The sequence below is a fragment of the Nonomuraea sp. MTCD27 genome (genome assembly GCF_041950495.1).
Taxonomy (GTDB): Bacteria; Actinomycetota; Actinomycetes; order Streptosporangiales; family Streptosporangiaceae; genus Nonomuraea.
This window is the reverse complement of record NZ_JBGNUW010000016.1, coordinates 302853-328737: the sequence shown is the minus strand read 5'-3', so window position 1 is coordinate 328737 and position 25885 is coordinate 302853. Positions and strand designations below refer to the sequence as shown.

Annotated in this window: 16 protein-coding genes; 7 read left to right on the top strand and 9 right to left on the bottom strand. The window is 71.1% G+C overall.

Features of this window, described 5'->3' with window-relative positions; genetic code table 11:
- Positions 1–188 precede the first annotated feature (188 nt).
- Complete coding sequence (locus ACBJ59_RS40275; RefSeq protein WP_364113405.1) at positions 189–1850, top strand: RNA polymerase sigma factor; 1662 nt, start codon at positions 189–191, stop codon at positions 1848–1850.
- Positions 1851–2310: 460 nt separating this feature from the next.
- On the opposite strand, the gene ACBJ59_RS40270 is transcribed toward ACBJ59_RS40275, so the two are convergent.
- Both ACBJ59_RS40270 and ACBJ59_RS40265 read right to left on the bottom strand, forming a co-directional pair.
- Positions 2311–3051, bottom strand: coding sequence for a YaaA family protein (locus ACBJ59_RS40270; protein ID WP_375115378.1), 741 nt, complete (start codon positions 3049–3051; stop codon positions 2311–2313).
- Between the two features lie 280 nt (positions 3052–3331).
- On the bottom strand, positions 3332–3562 hold the full coding sequence (locus ACBJ59_RS40265) for a hypothetical protein (protein ID WP_349451734.1): 231 nt from the start codon (positions 3560–3562) through the stop codon (positions 3332–3334).
- Positions 3563–3808: 246 nt separating this feature from the next.
- Between ACBJ59_RS40265 and ACBJ59_RS40260 the strand changes: the two genes are divergently transcribed.
- Positions 3809–5875 (top strand): type IIA DNA topoisomerase subunit B, encoded by a 2067-nt coding sequence (locus ACBJ59_RS40260; protein ID WP_375115377.1) that lies wholly within the window; start codon positions 3809–3811, stop codon positions 5873–5875.
- An 880-nt stretch (positions 5876–6755) separates the two neighbouring features.
- On the opposite strand, the gene ACBJ59_RS40255 is transcribed toward ACBJ59_RS40260, so the two are convergent.
- The gene (locus ACBJ59_RS40255) at positions 6756–7250 is read right to left on the bottom strand and encodes a carbonic anhydrase (protein ID WP_364113039.1); all 495 of its coding nucleotides are present in this window, start codon (positions 7248–7250) and stop codon (positions 6756–6758) included.
- 138 nt (positions 7251–7388) lie between these two features.
- Between ACBJ59_RS40255 and ACBJ59_RS40250 the strand changes: the two genes are divergently transcribed.
- Positions 7389–7703, top strand: coding sequence for a hypothetical protein (locus tag ACBJ59_RS40250; RefSeq protein WP_364113037.1), 315 nt, complete (start codon positions 7389–7391; stop codon positions 7701–7703).
- 601 nt (positions 7704–8304) lie between these two features.
- Here ACBJ59_RS40250 and ACBJ59_RS40245 read toward each other — a convergent pair.
- A complete protein-coding gene (locus ACBJ59_RS40245) occupies positions 8305–8868 on the bottom strand; it encodes a thioredoxin family protein (RefSeq protein WP_375115376.1) in 564 nt (187 codons plus the stop codon).
- A 34-nt stretch (positions 8869–8902) separates the two neighbouring features.
- On the opposite strand from ACBJ59_RS40245, the gene ACBJ59_RS40240 reads away from it, so the two are divergent.
- On the top strand, positions 8903–9274 hold the full coding sequence (locus ACBJ59_RS40240; protein ID WP_375115375.1) for a VOC family protein: 372 nt from the start codon (positions 8903–8905) through the stop codon (positions 9272–9274).
- A gap of 175 nt (positions 9275–9449) precedes the next feature.
- Here the strand turns inward: ACBJ59_RS40240 and ACBJ59_RS40235 are convergent, their stop codons facing one another.
- Together ACBJ59_RS40235 and ACBJ59_RS40230 are read right to left on the bottom strand one after the other, a co-directional pair.
- A complete protein-coding gene (locus ACBJ59_RS40235; protein WP_375115374.1) occupies positions 9450–12500 on the bottom strand; it encodes a glycoside hydrolase family 3 N-terminal domain-containing protein in 3051 nt (1016 codons plus the stop codon).
- 107 nt (positions 12501–12607) lie between these two features.
- Positions 12608–15106, bottom strand: coding sequence for a DNA topoisomerase (ATP-hydrolyzing) subunit A (locus tag ACBJ59_RS40230; RefSeq protein ID WP_375115373.1), 2499 nt, complete (start codon positions 15104–15106; stop codon positions 12608–12610).
- Between the two features lie 344 nt (positions 15107–15450).
- On the opposite strand from ACBJ59_RS40230, the gene ACBJ59_RS40225 reads away from it, so the two are divergent.
- Positions 15451–16272, top strand: a complete 822-nt coding sequence (locus ACBJ59_RS40225) for a TauD/TfdA dioxygenase family protein (RefSeq protein ID WP_375115372.1) — start codon at positions 15451–15453, stop codon at positions 16270–16272.
- Between the two features lie 3 nt (positions 16273–16275).
- Here the strand turns inward: ACBJ59_RS40225 and ACBJ59_RS40220 are convergent, their stop codons facing one another.
- Positions 16276–17106: a hypothetical protein gene (locus tag ACBJ59_RS40220; protein WP_375115371.1), complete on the bottom strand. Its 831-nt coding sequence runs from the start codon at positions 17104–17106 to the stop codon at positions 16276–16278.
- Between the two features lie 134 nt (positions 17107–17240).
- Between ACBJ59_RS40220 and ACBJ59_RS40215 the strand changes: the two genes are divergently transcribed.
- A complete protein-coding gene (locus ACBJ59_RS40215; RefSeq protein WP_375115370.1) occupies positions 17241–19355 on the top strand; it encodes a RecQ family ATP-dependent DNA helicase in 2115 nt (704 codons plus the stop codon).
- On the opposite strand, the gene ACBJ59_RS40210 is transcribed toward ACBJ59_RS40215, so the two are convergent.
- Both ACBJ59_RS40210 and ACBJ59_RS40205 read right to left on the bottom strand, forming a co-directional pair.
- A complete protein-coding gene (locus ACBJ59_RS40210; protein ID WP_375115369.1) occupies positions 19348–22095 on the bottom strand; it encodes an ABC transporter substrate-binding protein in 2748 nt (915 codons plus the stop codon). The two genes, ACBJ59_RS40215 and ACBJ59_RS40210, sit on opposite strands and share 8 nt — an antisense overlap.
- An 11-nt stretch (positions 22096–22106) precedes the next feature.
- Positions 22107–23000 (bottom strand): carbohydrate kinase family protein, encoded by an 894-nt coding sequence (locus tag ACBJ59_RS40205; protein WP_375115368.1) that lies wholly within the window; start codon positions 22998–23000, stop codon positions 22107–22109.
- Between the two features lie 182 nt (positions 23001–23182).
- Here ACBJ59_RS40205 and ACBJ59_RS40200 point away from each other — a divergent pair, with 182 nt between their 5' ends.
- Positions 23183–25843, top strand: a complete 2661-nt coding sequence (locus tag ACBJ59_RS40200; RefSeq protein ID WP_375115367.1) for a GNAT family N-acetyltransferase — start codon at positions 23183–23185, stop codon at positions 25841–25843.
- The last annotated feature ends 42 nt before the right edge of the window (positions 25844–25885 follow it).

The following is a 25885-nucleotide window of genomic DNA, read 5'->3' as shown; positions in this document are numbered from 1 at the left end:
CTACTGTCTTGGTCGGCCTAGGGTGGAGGTCAACCGCCGGGAGGTGGCCGTATGGAGTGCGGGGTCGTGCCACAATGCTGTGCAGGTCCGTCGCGGTCCGCACGGCCTCACCGATCTCCGAGAGAGGCAACAGCCCCCCAGCGGGCATCTGGGTCCATTGTCGCCACGCGTTCGTTCGAGAGGTGTTCGTGTCGCCTGCAAGTTCGACTCGCTCGAAGCCACAAGAGCTGAACGAGCCCGTCATTCAGCGACTGCTCGAGCGTGGGCGCTCGCAGGGTTTCCTCGAGTCTGAGGATGTCCGTCAGGCCTTCGAGGAGGCGGACATCCCCATGTCGCACGCCGCCGCGTTCTTGCGGAACCTCAGCAAAGAGGGCGTGACCGTGGTGGTGACCGCCGCGGATTCGGCTGCGCCGAAGAAGTCTCGTGGTCCAGCAAAGCGCCGCACCGCCGCCCCCGTCAAGACCAAGACGGCGGCGGCCGCCAAAGAGCAGCAGCCCGAGACCGTGACCGCGGTCGTGGGCACCGCTGAAGCCGAGCCGGCCGCCAAGAAGGCGGCCCCTGCCAAGAAGGCCGCTCCGGCGGCGAAGAAGGCCGCGGCTCCAGCCGCCGCCAAGAAGGCCGAGCAGAAGAACGCTGGGCCTGCCGAGACCAAGCCGAAGGCGCCCGAGGCCCCGCGGGCCGACTCGGACGACGACGAGGACATCGAGCTCGACGGCGACGTGGAGCTGGAGGACCTCGAGGACATCGTCGTCGACGACGACGAGATCGTCGCCGAGGCCGACACCGACTCCGAGGGTGACGACGACTCCGAATCCGACTCCGAAGAGGAGCCCAAGGCCGCCGAGGTCGTCGTCCCGGAGAAGAGCGAGGACGAGGTCCTCATCCTCTCCGACGACGACGATGACGCCCCGGTCGCGCAGGTCGCCGCCGCCGGCGCCACCGCCGACCCGGTCAAGGACTACCTCAAGCAGATCGGCAAGGTCCCCCTGCTCAACGCCGAGCAGGAGGTCGAGCTGGCCAAGCGCATCGAGGCGGGCCTGTTCGCCGAGGAGCAGCTGGGCGGTGGCGAGACCGACGGGCTGCCCGTCGACGTCAAGGCCGAGCTGGAGTGGATCGCCGAAGACGGCCGCCGCGCCAAGAACCACCTGCTGGAGGCCAACCTCCGGCTCGTGGTCTCGCTGGCCAAGCGCTACACCGGGCGCGGCATGCTGTTCCTCGACCTGATCCAGGAAGGCAACCTGGGTCTGATCAGGGCCGTCGAGAAGTTCGACTACACCAAGGGCTACAAGTTCTCCACCTACGCCACGTGGTGGATCCGGCAGGCGATCACGCGTGCCATGGCCGACCAGGCGCGGACCATCCGCATCCCGGTCCACATGGTCGAAGTGATCAACAAGCTGGCCCGCGTCCAGCGGCAGATGCTGCAGGACCTGGGCCGCGAGCCCACGCCGGAAGAGCTCGCCCGTGAGCTGGACATGACGCCCGAGAAGGTCGTCGAGGTCCAGAAATACGGGCGCGAGCCCATCTCGCTCCACACCCCGCTGGGTGAGGAGGGAGACAGCGAGTTCGGTGACCTCATCGAGGACTCCGAGGCCATCGTCCCGGCCGACGCCGTCAGCTTCACGCTGCTGCAGGAGCAGCTGCACTCCGTTCTCGACACGTTGTCGGAGCGAGAGGCGGGCGTCGTGTCGATGCGGTTCGGCCTCACCGACGGTCAGCCGAAGACGCTGGACGAGATCGGCAAGGTTTACGGGGTGACCCGTGAGCGCATCCGCCAGATCGAGTCGAAGACCATGTCCAAGCTGCGTCACCCGTCCCGGTCCCAGGTGCTGCGGGACTACCTGGACTGAGGGGTGTGACGGGTCGCTCGGGCTGATCCATACGGAACGCGCGCCCCGCCGGGGGATTCTCCCGGCGGGGCGCGCGCCTTTCCACCCCGGCTTCCGTTTCCGAGCCGCGCTTCCACTCTCCGAGCTCCCGGGTCCCCTGCGCTCCTGGGTTCCGGTCCCCGCTACCGCGTCTGCCTGCACGCGTCGGAGTCGGCTCTTCGCCAGCCGGGTTCACGTCGGGTCGGGGTGCGCTGCTCGGCAGCAGCCGTCATCGCACGGCCAGACGGTGCCCGGCACGGCGGTGCCGGCGGCGATCCAGTCGCCGGTCCACAGCGGCGTTCGGCAGTCGTCCGTGCCTTGACCGTTCTCCCACGTGGCGTTTCGTCGGAGGCCGGCCACCATACGGCTGGGAGCACTCGCCCCTCCTCCCCGAAGTTCGATGGGAAGGATGGGCACGGCGGTGCCGCGTGCGGAGCAGAAGCTAGTCCGTGACGTGGACGTCCAGGGTCCAGGGGCGGCGGGGGCGGGTGGGCTCGGCGAGGTCGACCGTGTAGCCCATGTCGTCGAGGGTCTTGGCCAGCTCGTCCGGCCCGGCCGGCTCCGCGTCCTGCCGCAGCAGCGCGCGGGCGATCTCGCCCCGGGTCGCCTTGGCCATGTGGCTGACGACCTTGCCGTCCCGGAACACCCGTACCGTCACTGAGCGCTCGCCCGGCTGCCAGGCGCCCGCGTAGGTGCTCGACCGGAGATCCACCACGAGCCCCGGAACCCGTTCCAGCTCCTTGGTGACGAGCGGACGCCAGAAGGCGGCCAGCCCGCCGAGCGCCGGCATGTTGACGCCCATCGACAGGCGGTACGGCGGGATCCGGTCTGTGATTTTGACCACACCCCAAAGTCCGGAGAAAATCACCAATCTCTCCTCCGCCCGCCTCCTGGACTCCTCGTCCAGCGTGGCCAGCCCGAGGTTGTCGTAGAGCACGCCGGTGTAGAGCTCGGCGGCGGGGAGCGTGGGGGCGGTCTTCAGCTCCGTGTTCTTGGCCAGCTCGCCCGCCAGCCCCGGGGTCAGGCCCAGTACGTCGAGGGCGTCGCGGCGCTTGGAGGCACGGACGAGCCCGTTCAGGACGCGTTTGCGGGCTTTGTCGAGGGCGGGGAAGGACAACTCGCCGACAGGCGGCCCGTTGCCTTCTGACGCCTTGCCCTCGGACGGCGGCAACAGGATCAACACAGCTCACTACCTTATTGGCCCTGGTCCGTGCCCCTTTACAGGCCCGACCGGCAGGGCCCCGCAGAAGGCCTGCGAGGCACCGTTCGCGCCTGCAGAACCCCCCGCCACTCACACCCCGTAGGCCGGAACCCCGCTCGGCGGTGCGTCGGCTGGGAGCGGCATTTCGGCCGGCCGGGGCGGCGTCAGGGGGTGGATTTTTATGCAGAACGGCGACCCCGGACGGTGCCGGGGTCGCCGTTCTGGTCACGCAATATGTGGTTATCTCACACGACCAGCGCTGTCAGCGCTCGTCGTTGGGGGCAATTGAAGGGGTTTCGCTGAGTCGAGCCGACTCGTCCAGGATGTCGGCGCCCTTTTCACGCAACGCTGCGACGTGCTGACGCCCATGGTGAGCGCAGAACAGCAACTCCCCACCCACAGGCAGGGTTGCGCGAATGTAGGCCTGGGCGCCGCAGCGGTCGCAGCGGTCGAGGGCCGTCAGCGGCTTAACGGGGGCGAGAGCTCCAGTCACGTATCGCCTTTCGGGTCACCCCCGCCGAAGCGAGGATCTGGCGTCAGTCACTTGGAACAACATCTAACCGGACGTGGACGTTCCCAACCGCCCCCTCGCTACGCCCAGAGCAGAATGTGTCCCAAAGTAATGACGATCAGCCGGTTGGTAACGGCAAACGTGCCGCCATGGCAAGCTTGTACGCGTGCGCAAGGGAAGAACGGTAGGCTACGCACACGTGTTCGAGCCTAGACCAGGGGAGCTGGAGTGACGCTAGTGGAGGCGGGTTACACAGCTCGTCACCTGTCGGTGCTTGAGGGCCTCGAGGCCGTTCGCAAGCGCCCGGGCATGTATATCGGGTCCACCGACAGTCGCGGGCTCATGCACTGCCTCTGGGAGATCGTGGACAACGGCGTGGACGAGGCGCTGGCGGGGCACTGCGACCGGATCGAGGTCGAGCTCTACGCCGACGGCTCGATCGAGGTCCGCGACAACGGCCGGGGCATCCCTGTCGACGTCGAGCCCAAGAGCGGCCTGGCCGGGGTCGAGCTCGTCTACACCAAGCTGCACGCGGGCGGCAAGTTCGGCGGCGGCTCCTACGGCGCCTCCGGCGGGCTGCACGGCGTCGGCGCCTCCGTGGTCAACGCCCTGTCCGCGCGGGTCGACGTGGAGGTCGATCGCGACGGCCTCGTACACGAGATCAGTTTCCGCCGCGGCGTCCCGGGCGTCTTCGACGGCGAAGGGCCCACGGCCAAGTTCAAGAAGAAGTCCGGCCTGCGCCTCGGTGCCAAGCTCCCCAAGAACGTCACCGGCACCCGCGTGCGCTTCTGGGCCGACAAGCAGATCTTCCTGCCCGACGCGGAGGTCTCGCTCGACGAGATCCACGTGCGCCTGCGGCAGACCGCGTTCCTGGTGCCCGGCCTGACCCTGGCCGTCTTCGACAGCAGGCACGAGGAGCGCATCGAGGAGGAGTTCCGCTTCGACGGCGGCATCTCCGAGTTCACCGAGTTCCTGGCCCGCGACGAGGCCGTCTGCGAGGTGCTGCGCCTGCAGGGCGTGGGCCACTTCCACGAGACCGTGCCGGTCCTCGACGACCAGGGCCACATGACGCCCACCGAGGTGCAGCGCGAGCTGACCGTGGACGTGGCGGTCCGCTGGGGCAAGGGCTACGAGAACACCGTGCGCTCGTTCGTCAACGTGATCTCCACGCCCAAGGGCGGCACACACCTGACCGGGTTCGAGCGCGGCCTCGTACGCACGATCAACGAACTGCTGCGTGAGACCCGCCTGCTGAAGAACGGCGACGACCCGGTCACCAAGGACGACATCTCCGAGGGCCTCACCGGCGTGGTGACGGTCAGGGTGCCGGAGCCGCAGTTCGAGGGGCAGACCAAGGAGGTGCTCGGCACCTCCGCGGCCACCCGCATCGTCTCCCACGTGGTTTCGCGCGAGCTCAAGGAGCTGTTCACCAACCCGCCGCGCGGCTACAAGCAGCAGCTCCGGGCCGTGCTGGAGAAGATCGTCGCCGCCGCGAAGGCGCGCATCGCGGCCCGCGAGCACCGTGACAACCAGCGCCGCAAGAGCGCGCTGGAGAACTCCGCGCTTCCCGCCAAGCTGGTCGACTGCCGCAGCGACGCCGTCGACCGCAGCGAGCTGTTCATCGTCGAGGGAGACTCGGCGCTGGGCACGGCCAAGCTGGCCCGCGACTCGGAGTTCCAGGCGTTGCTGCCGATCCGGGGCAAGATCCTCAACGTCCAGAAGGCGTCCGTGAGCGACATGCTCAAGAACGCCGAGTGCGCCGCCATCATCCAGGTGGTCGGGGCCGGGTCGGGGCGCTCGTTCGACATCGAGGCCGCCCGCTACGGCAAGGTCATCCTCATGGCCGACGCCGACGTGGACGGCGCCCACATCCGCTGCCTGCTGCTGACCCTGTTCCACCGCTACATGCGGCCGATGGTGGAGGCCGGCCGGGTGTTCGCCGCCGTGCCGCCGCTGCACCGCATCGAGCTGACCAACCCGGGGCGGGGCAAGGAGAAGTACATCTACTGCTACTCCGATGCCGAGCTGCAGAGGGTGCTGCGCGACCTGGAACGGCGCGGCAAGCGGTGGAAGGACCCGGTGCAGCGCTACAAGGGTCTGGGTGAGATGGACGCCGACCAGCTCGCCGAGACGACGATGGACCCGCGCCACCGCATCCTGCGCCGGGTCCGGATCGAGGACGCCGAGGGTGCCGATGGCATCTTCAACCTGCTGATGGGCAGCGAGGTCGCGCCGCGGCGGGAGTTCATCGTCAACAGCGCGGCCGAAGTGGATCGCGACCACATCGACGCCTAGATGCGGTTGCCGACGCCCTCTGCTGGGCGTGGCATGGGACTCCGGCGCGCCCGGGGTGTGGGTTGGAGCTCCAGCGGCGTGTACGCATGCGTGTGCTCGCGGAGCGGTGCCGTCTTGGGGCGAGTTGGGCTGCGATGCCGTTTTGGGCGCACGTAGGCCTCGGGGCCAGGCCGGGCGCCTGTTGAGTCCGGGCGCGGGCGGGGAGCCGAGGTCGCCCTCCAAGGATTCGGGCCGGGGTCGCCTCCAAGGGCTCAGGATGCTTTGGCTTGCCTTCCTGGGCTCGGTTGCCCGGGGGGTGTGGGTGGCGCGCTTGTAGGGCGCTGTGGGGCCTCTGGGGGTTGCCTACACGGGCGTGTGGGGGCGTGTGGGGCAGGAAGTACGCGCGAGGGGCGTTGTGGCAGGACGTGAGTATGGCGGAGCGGGCCTGGGGCGGCCTGAGTGCTGAGCGTGGCGGAGTGGCGCTTCGTCGGGTGAGGGTGGCGTGCAGCGGTCCTCCGTCCGCCGGTCAGGATCTGGCTAAACGGCCCTTGGCGGCTGAAAGCGCGGATACCGGCCAGGGTTTCCCCGGCCACGAGTGGCTCGCTGTTGGAGAACGGGTCCCGTGGCCCGGAGCTTGGGCTCGTTGGCCAGGAGCGGGTCCGGTGCTCCGGACGCCGGGCTTGTCGGCAAGGAGCGGGTCCCATGGTCCGGGGCGGGTCCCATGGTCCGGAGCGGGTCCCATGGTTCGGAGCTGGGTCAGCTGGCCACGAGTTGGCCCGTGGCCAGGGGTGGGCACCGTTGCCGGGGGAGCGCCGGAGTGGCCTGAGCGGTCCTCTCCCCGCGCCTTGATGGGGCCGGGAGTGGGCGGAGCGGCGTTGTGGGGGTGCTTCGCCCACGTTTGTCAGGCGTGAATGGGGGTCAGGCGGCCTGTGTGGACGTCGTAGATGGCGCCGGCCACCGGCATGCCCTCCGGTAGGAACGGGGTGCTGCGGATGCGCGTGAGGTCGTGCCGCAGGGCCTCGTTCTGGTCGGGGACCGTGTGGAACTCCAGGCTGCGGGTGTCCACTCCCCGCTCCTGGGTCAAGGCGTGTACGTCCGAGTCCGACACCTTGGACATCCCGCAGTCCGTGTGCGGCATGACGAGCACCCGCTCCACCCCGAGCACGTAAACGGCCAGCACCAGGGTACGCAGGACGTCGTCCGTCACCCGGGCACCGGCGTTGCGCAGGATCTTGGCGTCGCCAGGCTTCAGCCCGAGCAGCCCCAGCGGGTCGATGCGCGAATCCATGCAGGTCACGACAGCCAGCCCACGGGCCGCGCGACCGGTCAGTCCGGAGCTTCCGAACCTCTTAGCAAACTTCGCGTTGGCGGCATACAGGTCGTCGAACGCACTCATGCCACAAATAATCCCGCACGCCTCAAAGCTATTGTCAGCGGGGTGGCGAATGCCCGGACTTGGCAAACCTCCCACGAAACGGCGTCACCTTGAGTGATGATGTCGTAGCCGTATGTACGTGATCAAAGAAGGTTAGTCGTGAGTAGGTCAGAATCGCTTGCCGCGTATCTCCGTGCTCAAGCCTGGCGCCGCCTCGACCGCGTGGAGTCCAGGGACGACGGCCGCAACGCCAAGTGCGCCCTGGCGCTCCTCGACACCGCCGCCTACGCGGCCGGCCTGCCCGAGGACGACCCGCTCATCCTGATGCTGGATCAGGCGGGCTGCTTCGGTCCGCTGGGGTGCGAGGGCTTCGATCCGGGAGAGGCGGGCACCAAGCTGATCCGGCACTGGGAGGGCGGGGAGCCGCACGAACTGCTGCTGGCCCTGCCGGCGGCCATCGCCGCGTCGACCTGAGGGGCGGACACCGCCAACAGCGGGCGCCCGTCCCTCCGGGTCGGCGTTGACCCACTCGTCCGGGTGGGCGACGTCCTCTCGCACATTCGGGTGGTGTCGGGAGGTGGGAGGTGACCGGTACAGCGCTGCCGGGCGCCATCAGCGCAGCGCTGTCAGGCGCCATGCGCTCGTGGACGCTCGTGGCAGGCTGCCGCCACCCCCCAACGCCCGCTGGTGGGAGTGGGGCCGTGGAGTGCTGCGCCGCCGGTGGGTGGGTGCCGGCCCGCTGGTACGTGAGGCGCCGCCACCTCCAACGCTCCTGGTGGGGGAGGGGCGCCGGGGAGGGCTGCGCCCGCCGGTGAGGAGGTGCCGGGCCGCTTGTACGTCAGGGGTCGCCGTCCCCGACGCTCGCCAGCGTGTGTGGCGCGGCCGCCACCGACGCTCACCGGCGGGGAGGTGCCGTGGAGGGCTGTGCTCGCCGGTGTGTGAGGTGTGGAGTGCTGTGCCGGGCGGCCGGCTGAGGTCGATCAGCCGGCTCCCGTCTCCAGGGGCGTCGGAGCGAAGGTGGCGGTCTCCGTGACCGTCGTGCGTGGCCGGGCGCCACGCCCACGTCGTCGTCGGTTCAGGCGGGTTCGTTCCCCGGCTTCCACTTGATGCTGCACCCGAGCGACGGATTCTGCTCCTCGGGAACCGGCTCCCCGTCGAGCAGGGCGTCGATGGCGGCTCGTAGCGACTCGCCGGTCACCGGTACGGAGTTGCCCGGCCGGGCGCCGTCGAACTCGCCCCGGTAGACGAGCCGGAGATGGGCATCGTACAGGAAGAAGTCGGGCGTGCAGGCCGCCCGGTAGGCCTTGGCCACGTCCTGGGTGTCGTCCAGCAGGTACGGGAAGGTGAACCCGGCCCGGCGGGCCTGCTCCGCCAGGTGTGTGGGGTCGTCGTCGGGGTAGTTCACGCTGTCGTTGCTGCAGATGGCCGCGATCGACAACCTCGCGCCGTAGTCACCGGCCAGGGCTCCGAGACCGGATTCGATGTGCCGCACGTACGGGCAGTGGTTCGAGAGGAAGGCCACGAGGGTGGCGGGAGAGTCCTTCAGGTCTTCGAGCGAAACGCTGCCGCCGTCGATGGCGGTCAGGTCGAAGGCGGGTGCGGGAGTGCCGAGCGGAACCATGAACGAGTTGGCAGCCATGGCATCCATTGTCGTCTGAGAAGGGTGGAGATCGATGGGCGGCATCGCCGAGTTCAGGAGTGTCGTACTGGATTGCCCGGATCCCAAGGGACTGGCCGAGTTCTACTCCAACCTGCTGGGCTGGCCGGTCACGTCGGTCGAGGACGAATGGGTGGTCGTCACCGACGGCGGCCCGCCCAGGAGGCTGGCCTTCCAGCTCGCGCCCGACCACCAGCCGCCCGTGTGGCCGAGCCCCGACCGGCCGCAGCAGGTCCACCTGGACCTGCGAGTCCCCGACCTCGACGAGGCCGAGCGGCAGGCGATCAAGATCGGCGCGACCAAGCACCACCACCAGCCCAGCGAGGATGACAGCTTCCGGGTGTTCCTCGACCCGGCGGGGCACACGTTCTGTCTCTGCCGGGTCTGAAAGCCCGCCACGACTGACGCGGCGACCGGGCCGGGCGATGGGGACTGCTCCCGGCCCGGGAGGAGGGGCCGGCCCCCGAGCGGGGCCGGCCCTTCGTGCTGGCCGGGAGGGAGCCGGCCCCAGGCGAGGGCCGTTTCTGGCAGCCCTGTGAGGAGGGGCCGGCCCCTCCCGACGGTCAGCGGATCGCCTGGGCCAGCAGGTCCACCGCCTTCTTCGGGTTGCCCGCCGCGAGCTCGTGGTCGGCCGACGCCTGCAGGTCGGCACGCTTGCCGGCCTTCTGCGCCACGTCCCTGGCCACCGAGACGACGGCGTCGCCGACGGCGTACGGGTCGCTCTTCGAGCGTTCGAGCAGCGCCGCGGCCGCCCCCAGTGCCCCCAGGACCGCCCGCGGGTCGCGGACGGAGCCGTCGGCGTTCCAGAGGCGGCCGGACAGGGCGAGGGTCAGCGCCGCGGCGGCGGCCTTCGACGCGCCGTCACCGCGGGCCAGTTCGTCCCGCGCGGCCTTGAGCCGGTCGCGGGCGGGATCGGTGCGCAGGCCCCACCCGTACGGGAACAGCGGATCGTACGAGGCGTCGCCCACGTTGATCGGCAACTGCTCGACCGACCGGAACCAGGTGAACGGCAGCCGCCCGGTGTACGGCACCGCCCCGAACAGCGGGTCGGCCACACCGTCGCCCTCGGTGCCCGGCAGCCAGGACGCCACCACGGCCTCGACGCCCGACAGGTCGCCCAGCAGCATCGGCCGCCCGGAGACCACCAGGACGGCGCACTTCATGGCCCCGCATACCTTGTCGACCGCCGCCCGGTCGGCCGCCGACAGGTCCAGCGTGCGCCCGGCACGGCCCACGTCGCCCTGCCCCTCGGCGTACGGCGTCTCGCCCACCACCACGACACCCACGTCGTGCCCGGCCAGGCCGGCGGAGGCGTCCCGGGAGTAGGTCACGGAGGCGGCGCGGGAGCGGACGGCCTGCAGGATGGTGGTCCCGGGCGTGATCGGCCCGGAGGAGCCCTGCCAGGTGATCGTCCAGCCGCCGGACTGGTTGCCGATGTCGTCGGCGTTGGAGCCGGCCACGTACACCTTGGCGTCGCCGCGCAGCGGCAGAAGGCCGCCGTCGTTCTTCAGCAGCACCTGCGACCTGGCCGCGGCGGTGCGGGCGACCGCGCGGTGCGCCGCCGAGCCGACGTCGCCGATGCGGGAGCGGTCGGCGTACGGGCGCTCGAACAGCCCCAGCCGGAACTTCTGCGTCAGGATCCTGGCCACCGCGTCGTCCACCCGCGACATCGGCACCCGCCCGGCCTCGACCTCGGCCTTGAGCGTGCCGGTGAACTGCGGGTACGCGTACGGCACCATGATCATGTCGAGCCCGGCGTTGACCGACGTGCGCACGTCGGCCGGGTAGTCGCCGGGGATCTGGTCGATGGCCTGCCAGTCGCTGATCACGAACCCCTTGAACCCGAGCCGTCCCTTCAGCGTCCCGTTGATCAGCTCGTCGTGGGCGTGCATCTTCAGCGGCCCGTCGCCGAAGTCCACGCTGGAGAACGACGGCATCACGGTGGCGACGCCACGCCCGACCGCCTCCTCGAACGGCGCCAGGTGGATCGCCGCCAGCTCCTCGCGGCTCGTCCGGGTGACGCCCTGGTCGATCGTGTAGTCGCCGGTCGTCGAGGAGCCGTACGCGGTGCCGCCGTCGCCGACGTAGTGCTTTGCGGTGGCCAGCACCCCGTTGTCCTGCAGCCCGTCGATGACCGTGGCCATCCTGGACACCAGCGCCGGGTCCTCGCCGAACGACTCGTACGCCCGCCCCCACCGGTCGTCGCGCGACACGCACAGGCACGGCGCGAAGTTCCACGGGATGCCGGTGGCCTTGACCTCCCTGGCGGTGATCTTGCCCGCCTGCTCGACCAGCGCCGGGTCGCGGGCGGCTCCCAGCCCGACGTTGTGCGGGAAGATCGTCGCCCCGACCACGTTGTTGTGGCCGTGCACCGCGTCCACGCCGTAGATCAGCGGCACCTGCAGGCGCGTCTGCCGGGCCTGGAGCTGGAAGCCGTCGATCATGTCGGCCCACGCCCGCGGCGTGTTCTGCGCGGGTGTCGAGCCGCCGCCGGACAGCAGGGAGCCGAGCCGGTACGTGGCGATGTCGCTCTGCTTGGCCAGCGCCCCGCGCTCGGCCTGCGTCATCTGCCCGATCTTCTCGTCCAGCGTCATCCTGCCCAGCAGGTCGGCGACGCGCTCCCTGACGGGCTTGCGGGCGTTCAGGTACGGCAGGCCGTGGGCGTTGATCACGATGACCGGCGCCTCGGCCGGCGGCCTGGTGCCCGTGCCGGACAGCTCGATCGGGATGGTCTCGGCCACCTCGTCCTGCCCGTCGCGCAAGGTCCTGACCGTGAACGTCTTCTGCGAGCCCGAAGCCGTGCCGGCCGGGAACGTCAGCGTGCCTTGGGCGGCGGTGTAGTCGGCGCCGGGGGTCGCGGTGCCCGTGCCGGTCCGGTAGTCCACGGCCAGGTCGGCCGCGAGCGGGGCGTCGCCGGCGGTCGTGATCGTGACGCCGACCCGCACCTCGCCCTTCTCGTTCACCGGGTAGACCGGCGCGTCGGTGGACAGGCGCACCGGTCGCGGGGGCGCGGTCCCGTACAGCTGGACCTCGTCCCACGTCAGCGTGCCCGACGTGGTGGGCAGGCGCATCGCGTAGCCCCACACGGCGACCAGGTCCAGCTCGCCGTCGGTCGGCGCGCCACCGGGCTGGTAGTCGGTGCGGCGGGTGAAGCTCGCGAACGGCACCTCCACCTTCCGCCAGCCCGCCGCCTCGTCGGTGAACGACGACTCGAACAGCTCCGCGTTGCCCGGCCCGCCGCCGCCGTCCTTGAGCTCGAAGAAGATCCGCTGTCCCGAGCCGGTGCCGTTCACCCAGAAGGAGAAGCCCTCGTACGGGGACCAGTCCTGCGTGGCCGGCAGGTCATGGGACCAGCCGCCCCACTGGCTGATGGTGTAGACGGACTTGAGGACCCGGTTCGTCGCGGACGCGCCGGGCCGGTCCGCGCCGGGCTCGATCGTGAGCGTGGGGGTCGAGGCCGCGTCGTTGCCCCAGGCGTACACACCGGCGGGCACGCCGTCCGACTCGAAGTCGGTGATCGTGAGCGGTTCGGCGGCCGCCAGGACGGGCGGGGCCACGATGAGCGAGGCGAGGAGCGTGAGGGCCACCCATAACGGGCGTCTGGCTCGGAACACGGTACCTCCATCAGGGAGAGAGCGCTCTCCCTCATGAGATCGGCGGTGGCCCGCGTTTCATAACAGGATCGCCGGGGCCGATGTGAACCATCGGCCCCGGCGCCCGGCTATTCGTCCGCCGGCGGCTGCTCCGAGGGCCCGCTCGGCAGGATCTCGGGCCCTGAGGCCAGGGCGCCGCCGACCGCGCCGATGGTGTGCGTCAGGCGTACGCCCGACCCGTCGCGGCGGCCGACCTCCTCCGGCAGCGGCACCGGCTTGCCCACCGCCGAGACCGCCTTGGCGGGCGCCGGGCCGGCCCAGGCCAGCAGCAGCTCGTCCTCACCCTTGAGGAAGCGCTGGGCCCGCACCCCGCCCGTGGCGCGCCCCTTGGCGGGGAACTCGGCATAGTCGGACACCTTGCCGCCGCCCACCTGCGTGCCGGGCAGCGCCGTGGAGGAGCCCGCGACGGTGACGACCACCGAGGGCAGCGCGGGATCCACCACGCCGAACCAGATCACCTTGGCCCCGTCGTCGAGCCGGATGCCGGCCATGCCGCCGGCCGGGCGGCCCTGCGGCCGCACCAGCGCGGCCTGGTAGCGCAGCATCTGGGCGTCGGAGGAGATGAACACCAGGTCGTGGGACTCGGACACCAGCTCGACGGCGCCCACCACGCTGTCGCCGTCCTTCAACGTGATCACTTCGAAGTCGTCGCGGTTGGCCGGATAGTCGGGCACCACCCGTTTCACCACGCCCTGCGCCGTGCCGAGGGCCAGCCCGGGGCCATCCGGATCGAGGGAGCCGAGGCCGACCACCTTCTCGTCGGGTTGCAGCGACACGTATTCGGACACCGGGTGCCCGCCCGACAGCGACGGCGGGTTGGCCGAGGGCGGCAGCGTCGGCAGGTCGACGACCTGGACGCGGATCAGCCGGCCCAGCGACGTGACCACGCCGACCTCCCCGCGTACGGACGTGCGTACGACGCTGACCAGCACGTCGTGCGCCGAACGCTCGCCCTCGCCGGCCAGCGGCGTGGCGTTGGAGGTGCGCGCCAGCAGGCCGGTCGAGGACAGCATGGCCAGGCACGGGTCGTCGGCCACCTGCAGCGACACGACCGGGGTGCGGGTGACGCCGGGCGCCTCCAGCAGGACCGTGCGGCGCGGCGTGCCGTATTTCTTCGCCACGTCGGCCAGCTCGCCCGAGACCACGCCCCGCAGCTTCGTCTCCGAGGACAGGATCTCCGTCAGCTTGGCGATCTCGTCGGTGAGCGTCTCCTTCTCCCGATCGAGCTCGAGCTTGTCGTATCGGGTCAGGCGGCGCAGCGGCGTCTCGAGGATGTAGGCGGCCTGGATGTCGGTCAGGCTGAACACGTCCATCAACCGCGTCCGCGCCTGCGCCGAGTCGTCGGAGGAGCGGATGACCTGGATGACCTCGTCGATGTTGAGCAACGCGATGATCAGGCCGTCGACGAGGTGCAGGCGCTCCTCGCGCTTACGGCGCCGGAACTCCGACCGGCGGCGCACGACCTCGATCCGGTGGTCGACGTAGACCTGGAGCATCTCGCGCAGGCCGAGCGTGCGCGGCTCGCCGTCGACCAGGGCGACGTTGTTGATGCCGAACGTCTCCTCCATCGGCGTCAGCCGGTAGAGCTCCTCGAGGACCGCCTCGGGGATGAAGCCGTTCTTGATCTCGATGACCAGCCGCAGGCCCTTGTGCCGGTCGGTGAGGTCCTTGAGGTCGGCGATGCCCTGGAGCTTCTTGCTGGTCACCAGCTCCTTGATCTTGGTGACCACGCGTTCGGGACCCACGTTGTAGGGCAGCTCGGTGACGATGATGCCCTTGCGGCGCGGCGTGATCTGCTCGACCACGCACTTGGCCCGCATGCGGAACGTGCCACGCCCGGTCTCGTAGGCGTCGCGCACACCCTGCAGCCCGATGATCATGCCGCCCGTCGGCAGGTCGGGACCCGGCACGAACCTCATCAGCTCGTCGAGCGTCGCGTCCGGCTTCTTGATCAGGTGCCGGGCGGCGGCCACGACCTCGGTGAGGTTGTGCGGGGCCATGTTGGTGGCCATGCCGACCGCGATGCCGCTGGTGCCGTTGACCAGCAGGTTGGGGAACGCCGACGGCATGACCGTGGGCTCGGTCTCCTGGCCGTCGTAGTTGGGCTTGAAGTTGACGGTGTCCTCGTCGAGCGACTCCACCATCAACATCGCCGCCGGGGCCAGCCTGGCCTCGGTGTAACGCATGGCGGCCGGCAGGTCGTCGGGCGAGCCGAAGTTGCCGTGCCCGTCGACCAGCGGCAGGCGCATCGAGAACGGCTGCGCCAGGCGCACGAGGGCGTCGTAGATGGCGCTGTCACCGTGGGGGTGCAGCTTGCCCATGACGTCGCCGACGACGCGGGAGGACTTGACGTGCCCCCGCTCGGGGCGCAGGCCCATCTCGCTCATCGAGTAGAGGATGCGCCGCTGCACCGGCTTGAGACCGTCACGAGCGTCGGGCAGCGCCCGCTGGTAGATCACTGAGTATGCGTACTCGAGGTAGCTCGCGCGCATCTCGGAGGAGACGTCGATATCGACGATCCGCTCCTCGAAGTCGTCAGGTGGGGGTGCAGTCGTGCGTCGGGCCATCTTGTGCTGCGCGGCTGCCTCGGCCGTCGCGCCGAGGGGAAGCGCATCCTCCTTCTGCTCTTGTGCTTTAACCGTAGCCGTCAGCCCGCTGGAGAAGCGTCAGATCGGCGTGCGAGGCGTCGACGTAACCCGGGCGCCCCTGGAGATGATGACACGAGCCGCGTCTCCTGTGGCGTATCGATGGCGTTGATCACGTCTCGCCTCCTGCGGGCTCCAGAGCCCCGATGCTACTCGATGTCCGCCACTTATCGCAGACATGTTCGATCCGGCGGAACGGCCTTGACCAAGCAATTGCTTGGGTCGTACGTTCGGGTCGAGGGTTCCCACCTGGATACGGAGGCGTCATGATCGAGTTCCATCCCGTGACCAAGCACATCGGCGCCGAGGTCACCGGGGTCGATCTGCGCAAGCCGCTGTCGCAGGAGGAGGTCGCGACCCTGCGGGCGGGGTGGCTCGAGCACCTCGTCCTCTTCTTCCGCGACCAGCCCATCGACGACGAGCAGCACCTGCAGTTCGCCCTGAACTTCGGCACGCTGAACCACCCCGCCTTCAAGAAGGACGCCACCAGCCCCATCCACGTGCTCGACCAGACCTCGCCCAAGGGGGAGGGCGGCGACGAGTGGCACAGCGACAACACCTTCGAGCCGACCCCGCCGATGGGCTCGCTGCTGCGCTGCATGCAGCTCCCGAGCGTGGGCGGGGACACCTGCTGGGCGAACACGTACCTGGCGTACGAGACGCTCTCGCCGCCGATCCAGCGCCTGTGCGACGAGCTGACCGCCGTGCACGACATCACGATGTCGATGAAGAAGGCGATCTCGAAGGGGCACCCGTTCGACCTGGCGGAGATCCAGGCCAAGTGGCCGCCGATCGAGCGCCCGGTGGTACGCGTGCACGCCGAGACCGGCCGCAAGGCGCTCTTCGTCAACCGGGCCTCCACCACCCGCCTCGTCGGGCTGAGCGACCGGGAGAACGAGGCGCTGCTGCCGTACCTGATCGACCACATCCGCTCCCCGGAGTTCCAGCTCCGCCTGCGCTGGCGGCCCGGCACCCTGGCCTTCTGGGACAACCGGCCGACGCAGCACTACGCGGTGGCCGACTACACCGAGCGCCGGCGCATGCACCGCGTCACCATCAATGCCTTCCCGGAGCACGCCGACCAGTGACTTTCACAGCCTGAAGTAGGCCCAGGCGATCCACGCGCAGATCAGGAACGTCAGGGCCTCCACGCCGTACGCGATGTTGCGTCCGGTAGGGCCGAAGAGCACGAAGGCGGCGGCCGCCATCGTGCAGCCCACGGTGAGCAGCAGGTCGACCAGGCCCAGGACGATCGCCAGCGCCAGGCGGACCAGGAACCACAGGAACCCGAGGCCGAACCAGCTGGTCATGGTGGAGTCGTCGTACGCCCACCGGGACAGCGCCATGGGCGAGTAGAAGGAGCCGTCCCAGTACGCCTGCCACCGGTCGCCGATGGTCGAGCCGCGCTCCTGGACGACGGGCTGGGCGCCCTTGAACTCGATGGTCTGGACGCTGCCGTCAGTCACGTCGATGAGCACCTGCCGGTCGACGACCTGGATCACGGCCGTGCCGTTGACCACGGCCGTGAACTGGCCGGAGCCGCTCTTGACCTTGTAGATGTGGTCGAATCCGGCGATCTCCGGATGGTCGGCGCTCCCGAGGCCGTCGCGGATGATGACGTAGAGGGAGTCGGCCTCCTTGTCGGGCAGGCTGTACTCGGCCCCGATGGAGAAGACCCCGATCGGGGTGACGAGCGAGGTCTCTCCCGCGAGCTTCACCTCGCCGTTGGCCCATTCGAGCTTCACCGGCAGGAAGGCCGGGTGGTACGACGCCTTGACGTTGGTGCCCGCACAGCCCGCCGTGGCCAGGACCATGGCCGCCAGGAGCACCCGGGCGAAGATTCGTAAACGGTCGACTGCGTTGCTCTCCCGGCGGCGCGCGTTCGTCGCCGGGGCTACCGGCGCGCTGGCCAGCCCCGTCATCAGCCCTCCTGCGGGCGGCGATCCGGTGGTGTGTCTGCTCCAACGTCCCGTCGAACCCCACAGTTCCGGAGAATGGGCACCCGGTATGGGCACAGCGGGCGCATTCCGTCGGCCGGAGCTGGTAACAAGGAGGCATGATTGACGCCCCCGATGCCGCGATGCTGCGTGAAGAGGCCGAGGAGCGCCTGCGGGCGCTGGCGGGCGAGCACGCCGTGCTCCGAGAAGACCAGTGGGCCGCCATCGAGGCGCTCGTGGTCGACCGCCGCAGGGTGCTCGTCGTGCAGCGCACCGGTTGGGGCAAGTCGGCCGTCTACTTCGTGGCCACCTCGCTGCTGCGCGAGCTCGGCGAGGGCCCCACGGTCATCGTCTCGCCGCTGCTGGCCCTCATGCGCAACCAGATCGCCGCCGCCGAGCGTGCGGGCATCCGAGCCGTCACGATCAACTCCGCCAACCCGGAGGCGTGGGAGGAGATCTACGGTCAGGTCGCCGACGGCATGGTCGACGTGCTGCTGGTCAGCCCCGAGCGGCTCAACAACCCCGACTTCCGCGACAACGTCCTGCCCGAGCTGGCCGAGAGCGCCGGGCTCGTGGTGGTCGACGAGGCCCACTGCATCTCCGACTGGGGCCACGACTTCAGGCCCGACTACCGCAGGCTGTCCACGCTGTTCGCGGACCTGCCGCCGGGCATCCCCGTCCTGGCCACCACCGCCACCGCCAACGCCCGCGTCACCCGCGACGTGGCCGAGCAGCTCCGCCTGCCCGCCGAGCTGCGGCCCGACGGCGACGACACGCTCGTCCTGCGCGGGCCGCTGGAGCGCGAGAGCCTGCACCTGAGCGTCGTCCGCCTGCCCACCGCCGAGCAGCGCCTGGCCTGGCTGGCCCAGACGCTGCGCGAGCTGCCCGGCTCCGGCATCGTCTACACCCTGACCGTGGCCGCCGCCCACGAGATCTCCGGCTACCTGCGCGAGCAGGGGCTGGAGGTGGCCGCCTACTCCGGCCAGACCGAGCCGGCCGAGCGGCTGGCGGCCGAGGACGCGCTGCTCAACAACAAGATCAAGGCGCTGGTGGCCACGAGCGCGCTCGGGATGGGGTTCGACAAGCCCGACCTGGGGTTCGTGGTGCACGTCGGGGCGCCGCAGTCGCCGGTCGCCTACTACCAGCAGGTCGGCCGGGCCGGGCGCGGGGTCGAGCGGGCCGAGGTGATCCTGCTGCCCGGCGTCGAAGACCGCGACATCTGGGCCTACTTCGCCTCGCTGGCCTTCCCGCCCGAGCCCGTCGTCCGCACCACGCTCCAGACCCTGGAGGAGCGCGGCCTCATGTCCACCCCGGCCCTCGAGAGCGCCGTCGACCTGAGCCGCAGCCGCCTGGAGATGATGCTCAAGGTGCTCGACGTGGACGGCGCCGTCCGCCGGGTGAAGGGCGGCTGGGAGGCCACCGGGGAGCCGTGGGCGTACGACGGCGAGCGCTACTCCCGCATCGCCGCCGAGCGCCGGGCCGAGCAGGACGCCATGCTCGCCTACCTGACGACGACCGAGTGCCGCGAGCAGTTCCTGCGCAGGCACCTCGACGACGACAGCGCCACGCCGTGCGGGCGCTGCGACAACTGCACCGGGCGGCACCGCTCGCCCGAGATCGGCGCGCAGGCCGTGGAGAGCGCGCGCGAGCGGCTGAGCAGGCCCGGCGTGGAGATCGAGGCCCGCAAGCAGTGGCCGACCGGCCTGTCCGACCTGTCCGGGCGGATCAAGCCCGAGCTGGGCGCCGAGCCGGGCCGGGCGCTCGGGCGGCTGACCGACATCGGGTGGGGCAACCGGCTGCGGGAGCTGTTCGCCCGCGAGGACGGGCCGATGGCCGACGACATGTTCGCGGCCGTGATCAAGGTCCTGTCGGCGTGGGACTGGCGCGAGCGCCCGGTCGCGGTGGTCAGCGTGCCGTCCGCGACCCGGCCCAAGCTGGTGCGCGGCTTCGCCGAGCGGCTGGCGCAGGTCGGGCGGCTGTCCTACCTGGGTGAGCTGGGCTACCGCGCGGGCTCGCCCGGGCAGCAGTTCAACAGCGCCAAGCGGGTGCAGGCGATCAGGGGCACGCTGGCCATGCCGAAGGACCTGGGCGCCGCCATCGCCGAGTGCGGCGGGCCCGTCCTGCTCGTGGACGACCGCGTCGACACGGGGTGGACGATGACGCTGGGCGCGGCCCTCGTCCGCCACGCCGGCGCGCCGGCCGTGCTCCCGCTGGCCCTGGCGACCGTCAGCTGACGCCCATGGTGAGCAGGTCGTAGTCCCCGTACACCGGGCTCACGTGGACGTTCGCGGCGTTCCGGCCGCGCAGCAGCAGCGGCACCTGCCAGGCCATCGGCACGAGCACGTGCTCGTCGGCCAGCGACCGTTCGACCCGAGACCACAGCTCGGCCCGCTCGGAGCCGTTCAGCTCCTTCCTGGCCTGGTCGATGAGGTCGTCGATGCTCCGGACGCGGACGCTCACGTTGATCGAGTACGACTCCTCGTTGATCTGCCTGCTGTCCGCCACCAGCGACAGGAACGACTCGGGGTCGGGCCAGTCCGGGGACCAGCCCTTGGCGATCAGCCCAGTCCCGTGCTCCTTGAGGTAGCCGGGGCTGCCGCCCTTCTTCTCGTGGAACTCGGCGATGGGGACGCGCTCCAGGCTGACGTCGATGCCCACCTCGGCCAGGGCCTTCTGCACGGCCTCGGCGGCGCGGGCCTCGGCGGGCAGGTCGCGGTGGACGTATTTGGCCTTGAATCCGTTCGGCTGCCCGCACCTGACCAGCGACTGCCGGGCGGCCCGCGGGTCGCCCTCCGGGTGGAGGTCCGGGTCGGCGTGGCGGCGGCCGCTGATCGTGGGCGGCAGCAGCGACGTGGGCACGGGCGCCTGCCCGACGCCGTACGCCAGCCGCAGCGCGCTCAGGTCGAGCGCCTGGACGACCGCCCGGCGGCAGTCCGGCCTGTCGAACGGCGGGACCTCCGGGTTGATCGCCAGGAGCCGGACGCCGGTGGTGACGGGCGCGTCGGCCCGCGCCTTGAGCGCCGGGTCGGCGAGCACCCCCGGCACGTCGTCCCCCGCGACGCTCGGGCCGACGTCGGCGGTGCCGTCCCGGAGCCGCCGGTCGGCGTCCTCCGGGGGGACGCCGTACTCGAGCTCGTACGAGTCGGGGAGCGGTCGCCGGTTGGGGTCGGTCGCGGCGGAACAGTGCTCGTTGCGCGCCAGGACGACCTTGTTGTCCGTCACGCTCTCCAGCCGGTACGGGCCCGAGGCGAGGACGCTCTTGCCGTACCGGGCCCCCGTGTCCTTGGTGGCGGGCACCGGGACGGTCTCGGGGAGCTGCACGACCTGGTCGAACGTGGAGTACGGGGCCTTCAGACGGAAGATGATCGTGCGGTCGTCGGGCGTCTCGACGGCCGCGTCGGTGGACACCCTGGGCGACTTGTAGGCCCCCTGGTAGCCGGTGGGGAGGTCGAGCAGGAGGTCCAGATGGGCGGAGCCGTTGGCGAAGTCGGGGTCCATGCTGCGCAGCACGGCGTGCTTGACGTCCTTGGCCAGGATTGGGGAGCCATCCTGATATTTCAGGCCGTCTCGTAGTTTGTAGGTCCATGTCTTGCCGCCATCGCTCGGCACGCCCAGCGACTCCGCCAGATCCGGCACGATCTGCGTGCCGGCGGCCCCGGGCACCGGCTTGAACATCGTCAGCGACCGGCCGTAGAGCCGCACCATGTTCAGCGAGTGGGGAGCGTACATGTTGCCGGGGTCGGTGGACTCCAGGGTGGAGGTCGAGACGACGCGCAGCGTGCCGCCGGTCTTCGTGGAGGGGTTCGCGACGTTCTCCACGGCCGCCCCGAACGCCGCCGGCGACGGTGCGGCGGAGGCGGCCGTCCCGCCCGTCCCGCCCGGCTGGTCCGCCTGGCGGACCAGCCAGATGGCGGCGGTCACCGCCAGGGTGGTGACCGCCGCGCCGATGGGGATCAGCGCCTTGCGGACCCGCCGGAGCGGCGCGGTGGCGGCAACCGGCGGGGGCGGCTCCGTGCCCCCAGCCGTGCCCCCAGCCGTGCCCCCAGCCGTGCCCCCAGCCGGGCCCCCAGCCGGGTGACCGGCCGGGCCTTCCCTCAGGCGCCCGGCCGGACCCCCGGCCGGATGCGGCGACGGCCGGAGGGGGACCGGCGGGGGAGTCTGGGCGGCGGGTGCGGTGGTGCCGGCCCGGATGAGGTCCCGGACCAGCTGCTCGGCCGTCGGCCGGCGCCGGGCGTCCTTGGACAGGCAGGCCCACAGCAGCGGGGCCAGCTCCCCGGGCACCTTGGACAGATCCGGATCCAGGTTGAGGATCCGGTGCATCACCACCGGCAGCGCCCCGACCCCGAACGCCGCCCGCCCCGTGGCCGCGAACACCATCGTCCCCGCCCACGCGAACACGTCGCTCGCCGGAGCGGCCTCCCCGAGGAACTGCTCGGGCGCCATGAAGGCGGGCGTCCCGACGATCCCGGTCGTCATGCTGTGGCTGGCGTCCAGCGCCCGCGCGATGCCGAAGTCGATCACCCGGGGCCCGTCGGGGCCCAGCAGCACGTTGCTCGGCTTGAAGTCCCGGTGCACCACCCCGGCCCCGTGGATGGCGACCAGCGCGGTGGCCGTGGTGACCGCCAGCCGCATCAAAGCCGGCCCGCGCACCGGCCCTTCCGTGGTGACGTGGTGCTGCAGCGAGGGCCCGTCGACGTACTCGCCCACGATGTACGGCTGGTCGTGCACGGTCCCGACCTCGAGCACCCGTGCGGTGCAGAACTCCGCCACCCGCCGGGCCGCCTCGGCCTCGCGCCGGAAGCGGCGTACCTCGGTCGCGTCACCGGCGAACCTGGCGTGCAGCAGCTTGATCGCGACCCGCTCGCCGGACGGCGAGACACCGAGGTAGACACTGCCCTGGCCGCCCTCGCCGAGAAATCCGGTGATCTCGTAGGAGCCGACCGATGGGGGATCGCCCGGCCGTAAGGGACGCACGCCGTGGTCGCCTAGAACGGCGGCCGCGCGCCCAGGTGCATGATCGCCTTGGCCGCCAGCCGGCTGCCCGACGCCAGCGCCTCGGCCGGGGGCTTGCCCTCTAGCCACGGCGGCAGGAATCCGGCGCAGAAGGCGTCACCCGCGCCCGTGCCGTCGACGATCTTGTCGACCGGGTCGGCGGCCACGCGTACGGGATCGGGGCGGCCGTTGCCGTACCACAGCGCGCCTTCGGCGTTCATCTTGATGACGACCTGCGGGAACCACGCGGCGAGCACCTTGGCGGCGGCCTCGGCGTCGTCGCGGCCGGTCAGCACCTTCGCCTGGTCGACGTTGGCGAACAGCAGCTTGGCCCCGTCGGTCCACTCGAGGAACGGCTCGGCACCGGTGCGCTCCAGCGGCGCCGACGAAGCGCAGTCGACGGAGATCGACATCCCGCCGCGCCTGGCCATGTCGAGCGCCGCGAGCCCGGCGTCGCGCGAGCCCTCGTTGATCAGCGTGTAGCCCGACAGGTGCAGGTGTGTGCCCGAGGTGAACAGGTCGCGCGGCAGGTCCTCCGGCGACAGGGCGGCGTTGGCACCCGGGTCGGACAGCATCGTGCGCTCGCCCTTGTGGGTGACGAGCACCACGCAGGTGCCGGTCGGCCGCTCGGGATCCATGACGAGCCGTGCGTCCACGCCATAGCCCATGAGCTCCATGTCGCGGTTGCGGCCCGTGATGTCGGCGCCCCTGCGGCCGATGAAGGCCACCTCGGCGCCCTCGACGGCAAGCCAGGAGGAGATGTTGGCCCCCGAGCCACCGCCGTGCATGGTCACGATCGCCGGGGTGTCGCTCGCCCGGGCGAGCGCATAACGGGCGCGCGCGACCGCGTCGGTCATGAGATCGCCCACCACGACGACCCGCGTCATGATGTCACCACCTTGCTGCCTTCAGATCGAGCCTGGCCACGGCTGGAACGCCACGGCAAAACTAACAGCTTCCGGGCCGCCCGTGGGGCTTACCTCGGACACCGGGCCTGAGTCGATGCACAAGCGTTGCCCAACAGGGCCCGGGGTCTTGGCATTTGGGATGCGGGTTTACGCTCGAATCTGTGGAGGCACAATATCCGGCCCACTGGGAGGCCGATGTCGTCCTGGCCGACGGCGGGACCGCGCACGTGCGGCCGATCAGGCCCGCCGACGCGGACCGTCTCCGCTCCTTCTACTCCCGGCTGTCCGACGAGTCGATCTATTTCCGGTTCTTCGGACCCCGGCCCCGGCTGTCCGACAGGGAAGTCGAGCGGTTCACGAACGTCGACTACGTCAGCAGGGTCGCGCTGATCGCCACCATCGGCACCGAGATGGTGGCCGTGATCCGCTACGACCGCACCGGGCCGGGCGAGGCCGAGGTGGCCTTCCTCGTCGAGGACGCCCACCAGGGCAGGGGAGTGGCCTCCGTCCTGCTGGAGCACCTGGCCGCCACGGCCCGCGAGCGCGGCATCGAGCGCTTCATCGCCGACGTGCTGCCCGCCAACATGCGCATGACCGGGCTGCTGCGCCAGGCCGGCTACACGGCCCAGAGCCAGTTCGAGGACGGCGTCGTACGCATGACGCTCGACCTGACCCCCACCGACACCTCGGCGGAGGTGACGACCGCGCGCGAGCACCGGGCCGAGTCCCGGTCGATCGCCAGGCTGCTCACCCCCGGGTCGGTCGCGGTCATCGGCGCCTCGCGCGAGCCGGGCGGCGTGGGCCAGACCGTCCTGCGCAACCTGCTGGCGGCCGACTTCACCGGGCCCGTCTATCCGGTGCACCGGGAGGTGCGGGCGGTGGCGGGCGTGCGGGCGTACGCGAGCGTGGGGGCGATCGACGGCGACGTCGACCTGGCCGTCGTCGCCGTGCCGGCCGAGGGCGTGATCGACGTGGTCAAGGAGTGCGCCGAGAAGGGCGTGCACGGCCTGGTCGTGGTCTCTTCCGGATTCGGCGAGACCGGCGCGCAGGGCCGGGCCAGGCAGGACGAGCTGGCCCGCATCGCCCGCTCCTACGGCCTGCGCGTCGTGGGCCCCAACTGCCTCGGCATCGCCAACACCGACCCCGCCGTCAAGCTCAACGCCACCCTGGCCGCCACCGTGCCGGGCCGGGGCAAGGTGGGCTTCTTCAGCCAGTCGGGCGCGCTCGGCACCGCTCTCCTGCAGCGCGTGGCACAGCGCGGCATGGGCATCTCGTCGTTCGTCTCGGCGGGCAACCGGGCCGACGTCTCGGGCAACGACCTGCTGCAATATTGGGAGGAAGACGACTCCACCGAGGTGATCCTGCTCTACCTGGAGTCGCTCGGCAATCCGCGCAAGTTCACCCGGCTGGCCAGGCGCATCGCCCGCAGCAAGCCGATCGTGGTGGTCAAGAGCGGCGGCACCCCCACCGGGCACTCGGCGGAGGAGCTGCGGCTGCCGGACTCGGCGATCAGCTCGCTGTTCGCGCAGGCGGGCCTGATCAGGGTGGACGACCTCATCCAGCTCTTCGACGTGGGCCAGCTGCTGGCGTACCAGCCGCTGCCGGCCGGCCCCAGGGTCGCGCTCGTGACCAACTCCGACGCCCTGGGCCTGCTCGCCGCCGACGCCTGCCTCGCGGCCGGTCTGGAGCCGCGCGCGCCGGTCAACCTGGGCCCCGCCGCGGGCCCCTCCGAGTACGGCACCGCCCTCGCCGGCGAGCTGGCCTCCCCCGACGTGGACGCGGCCGTCGTGATCTACATGCCGCCGATCCCCGGCAGGGACGACGAGGTGGCCGGCGAGCTGCTGCGGGTCTCGAAGGAAGCCGCCAAGCCGGTGCTCACGACGTTCCGGGGGCATCTGGGGATGCATCCGGCCCTGCGCGTGCCGGGCACCGGCCCCTCGCGCGGGTCCATCCCCTCCTACGCGGCGCCCGAGGAGGCGGTCCGGGCCCTGGCCCACGTGGTGCGCCACGCGACCTGGCGCGCCCACCCGGCGACGCCGCCGCCCGAGCTGGACGGCATCGACACCGCCTGTGCCAGGGCGCTGGCCGAGCGGACCCTGTCCGGCAGCGCGGCCGGTCCCGACACCTCCGCGGGCGGTTTCGCGCAGGCCGGGCCGCCGGTCGAGATCGATGCCACCGAGCTGCTGTCCTGCTACGGGATGACCGTGTGGCCCGCCGAGACCGTACGTTCGCCGGACGAGGCCGTGGCCGCCGCCGAGCGGCTGGGCTGGCCGGTGGTGGTGAAGGTGGCCGATCCGGGGGCGTCCCGGCGCGCCGGGACCGTACGCCTGGGGCTGACGGGTCCCGAGATGGTGCGCCACGCGTACGCCGAGTTCGCCGAGCAGCTCGGCGACCAGGCGGAGCTGGCGGTCCAGCGGATGGCGCCGCAGCCCGCCGTGCCGACCGTCGTGGGCGTGATCGAGGATCCCGCGTTCGGGCCCGTCGTGACGTTCGGGCTCGGCGAGGTGACCGCGCGCCTCCTCCAGGACCAGGGCTTCCGCCTGGCCCCGCTGACCGGGGAGGACGCCTCCGAGCTGGTCCGGTCCGTACGCGCCGCGCCGCTGCTGTTCGGCGAGTACGGCTACCCGCCCGTGGCGGTGGACGCCCTCGAAGACCTTCTCGTACGCGTCGGCCGCCTGGCCCACGACCTGCCGGAGCTGGCCCGCCTGGACCTGGACCAGGTGCTCGTGGGGGAGTCGGACGTCATGATCCTCGGCGCCCGCGCCACCCTGCGCACTCCGGCGGGCCCGCGCCTCGACGGTGGTCCCCGTCGGCTGGGCTGATCGCCCTTGGCGAATCAAGGGGAACAAGTGCCCTGTGGTGCA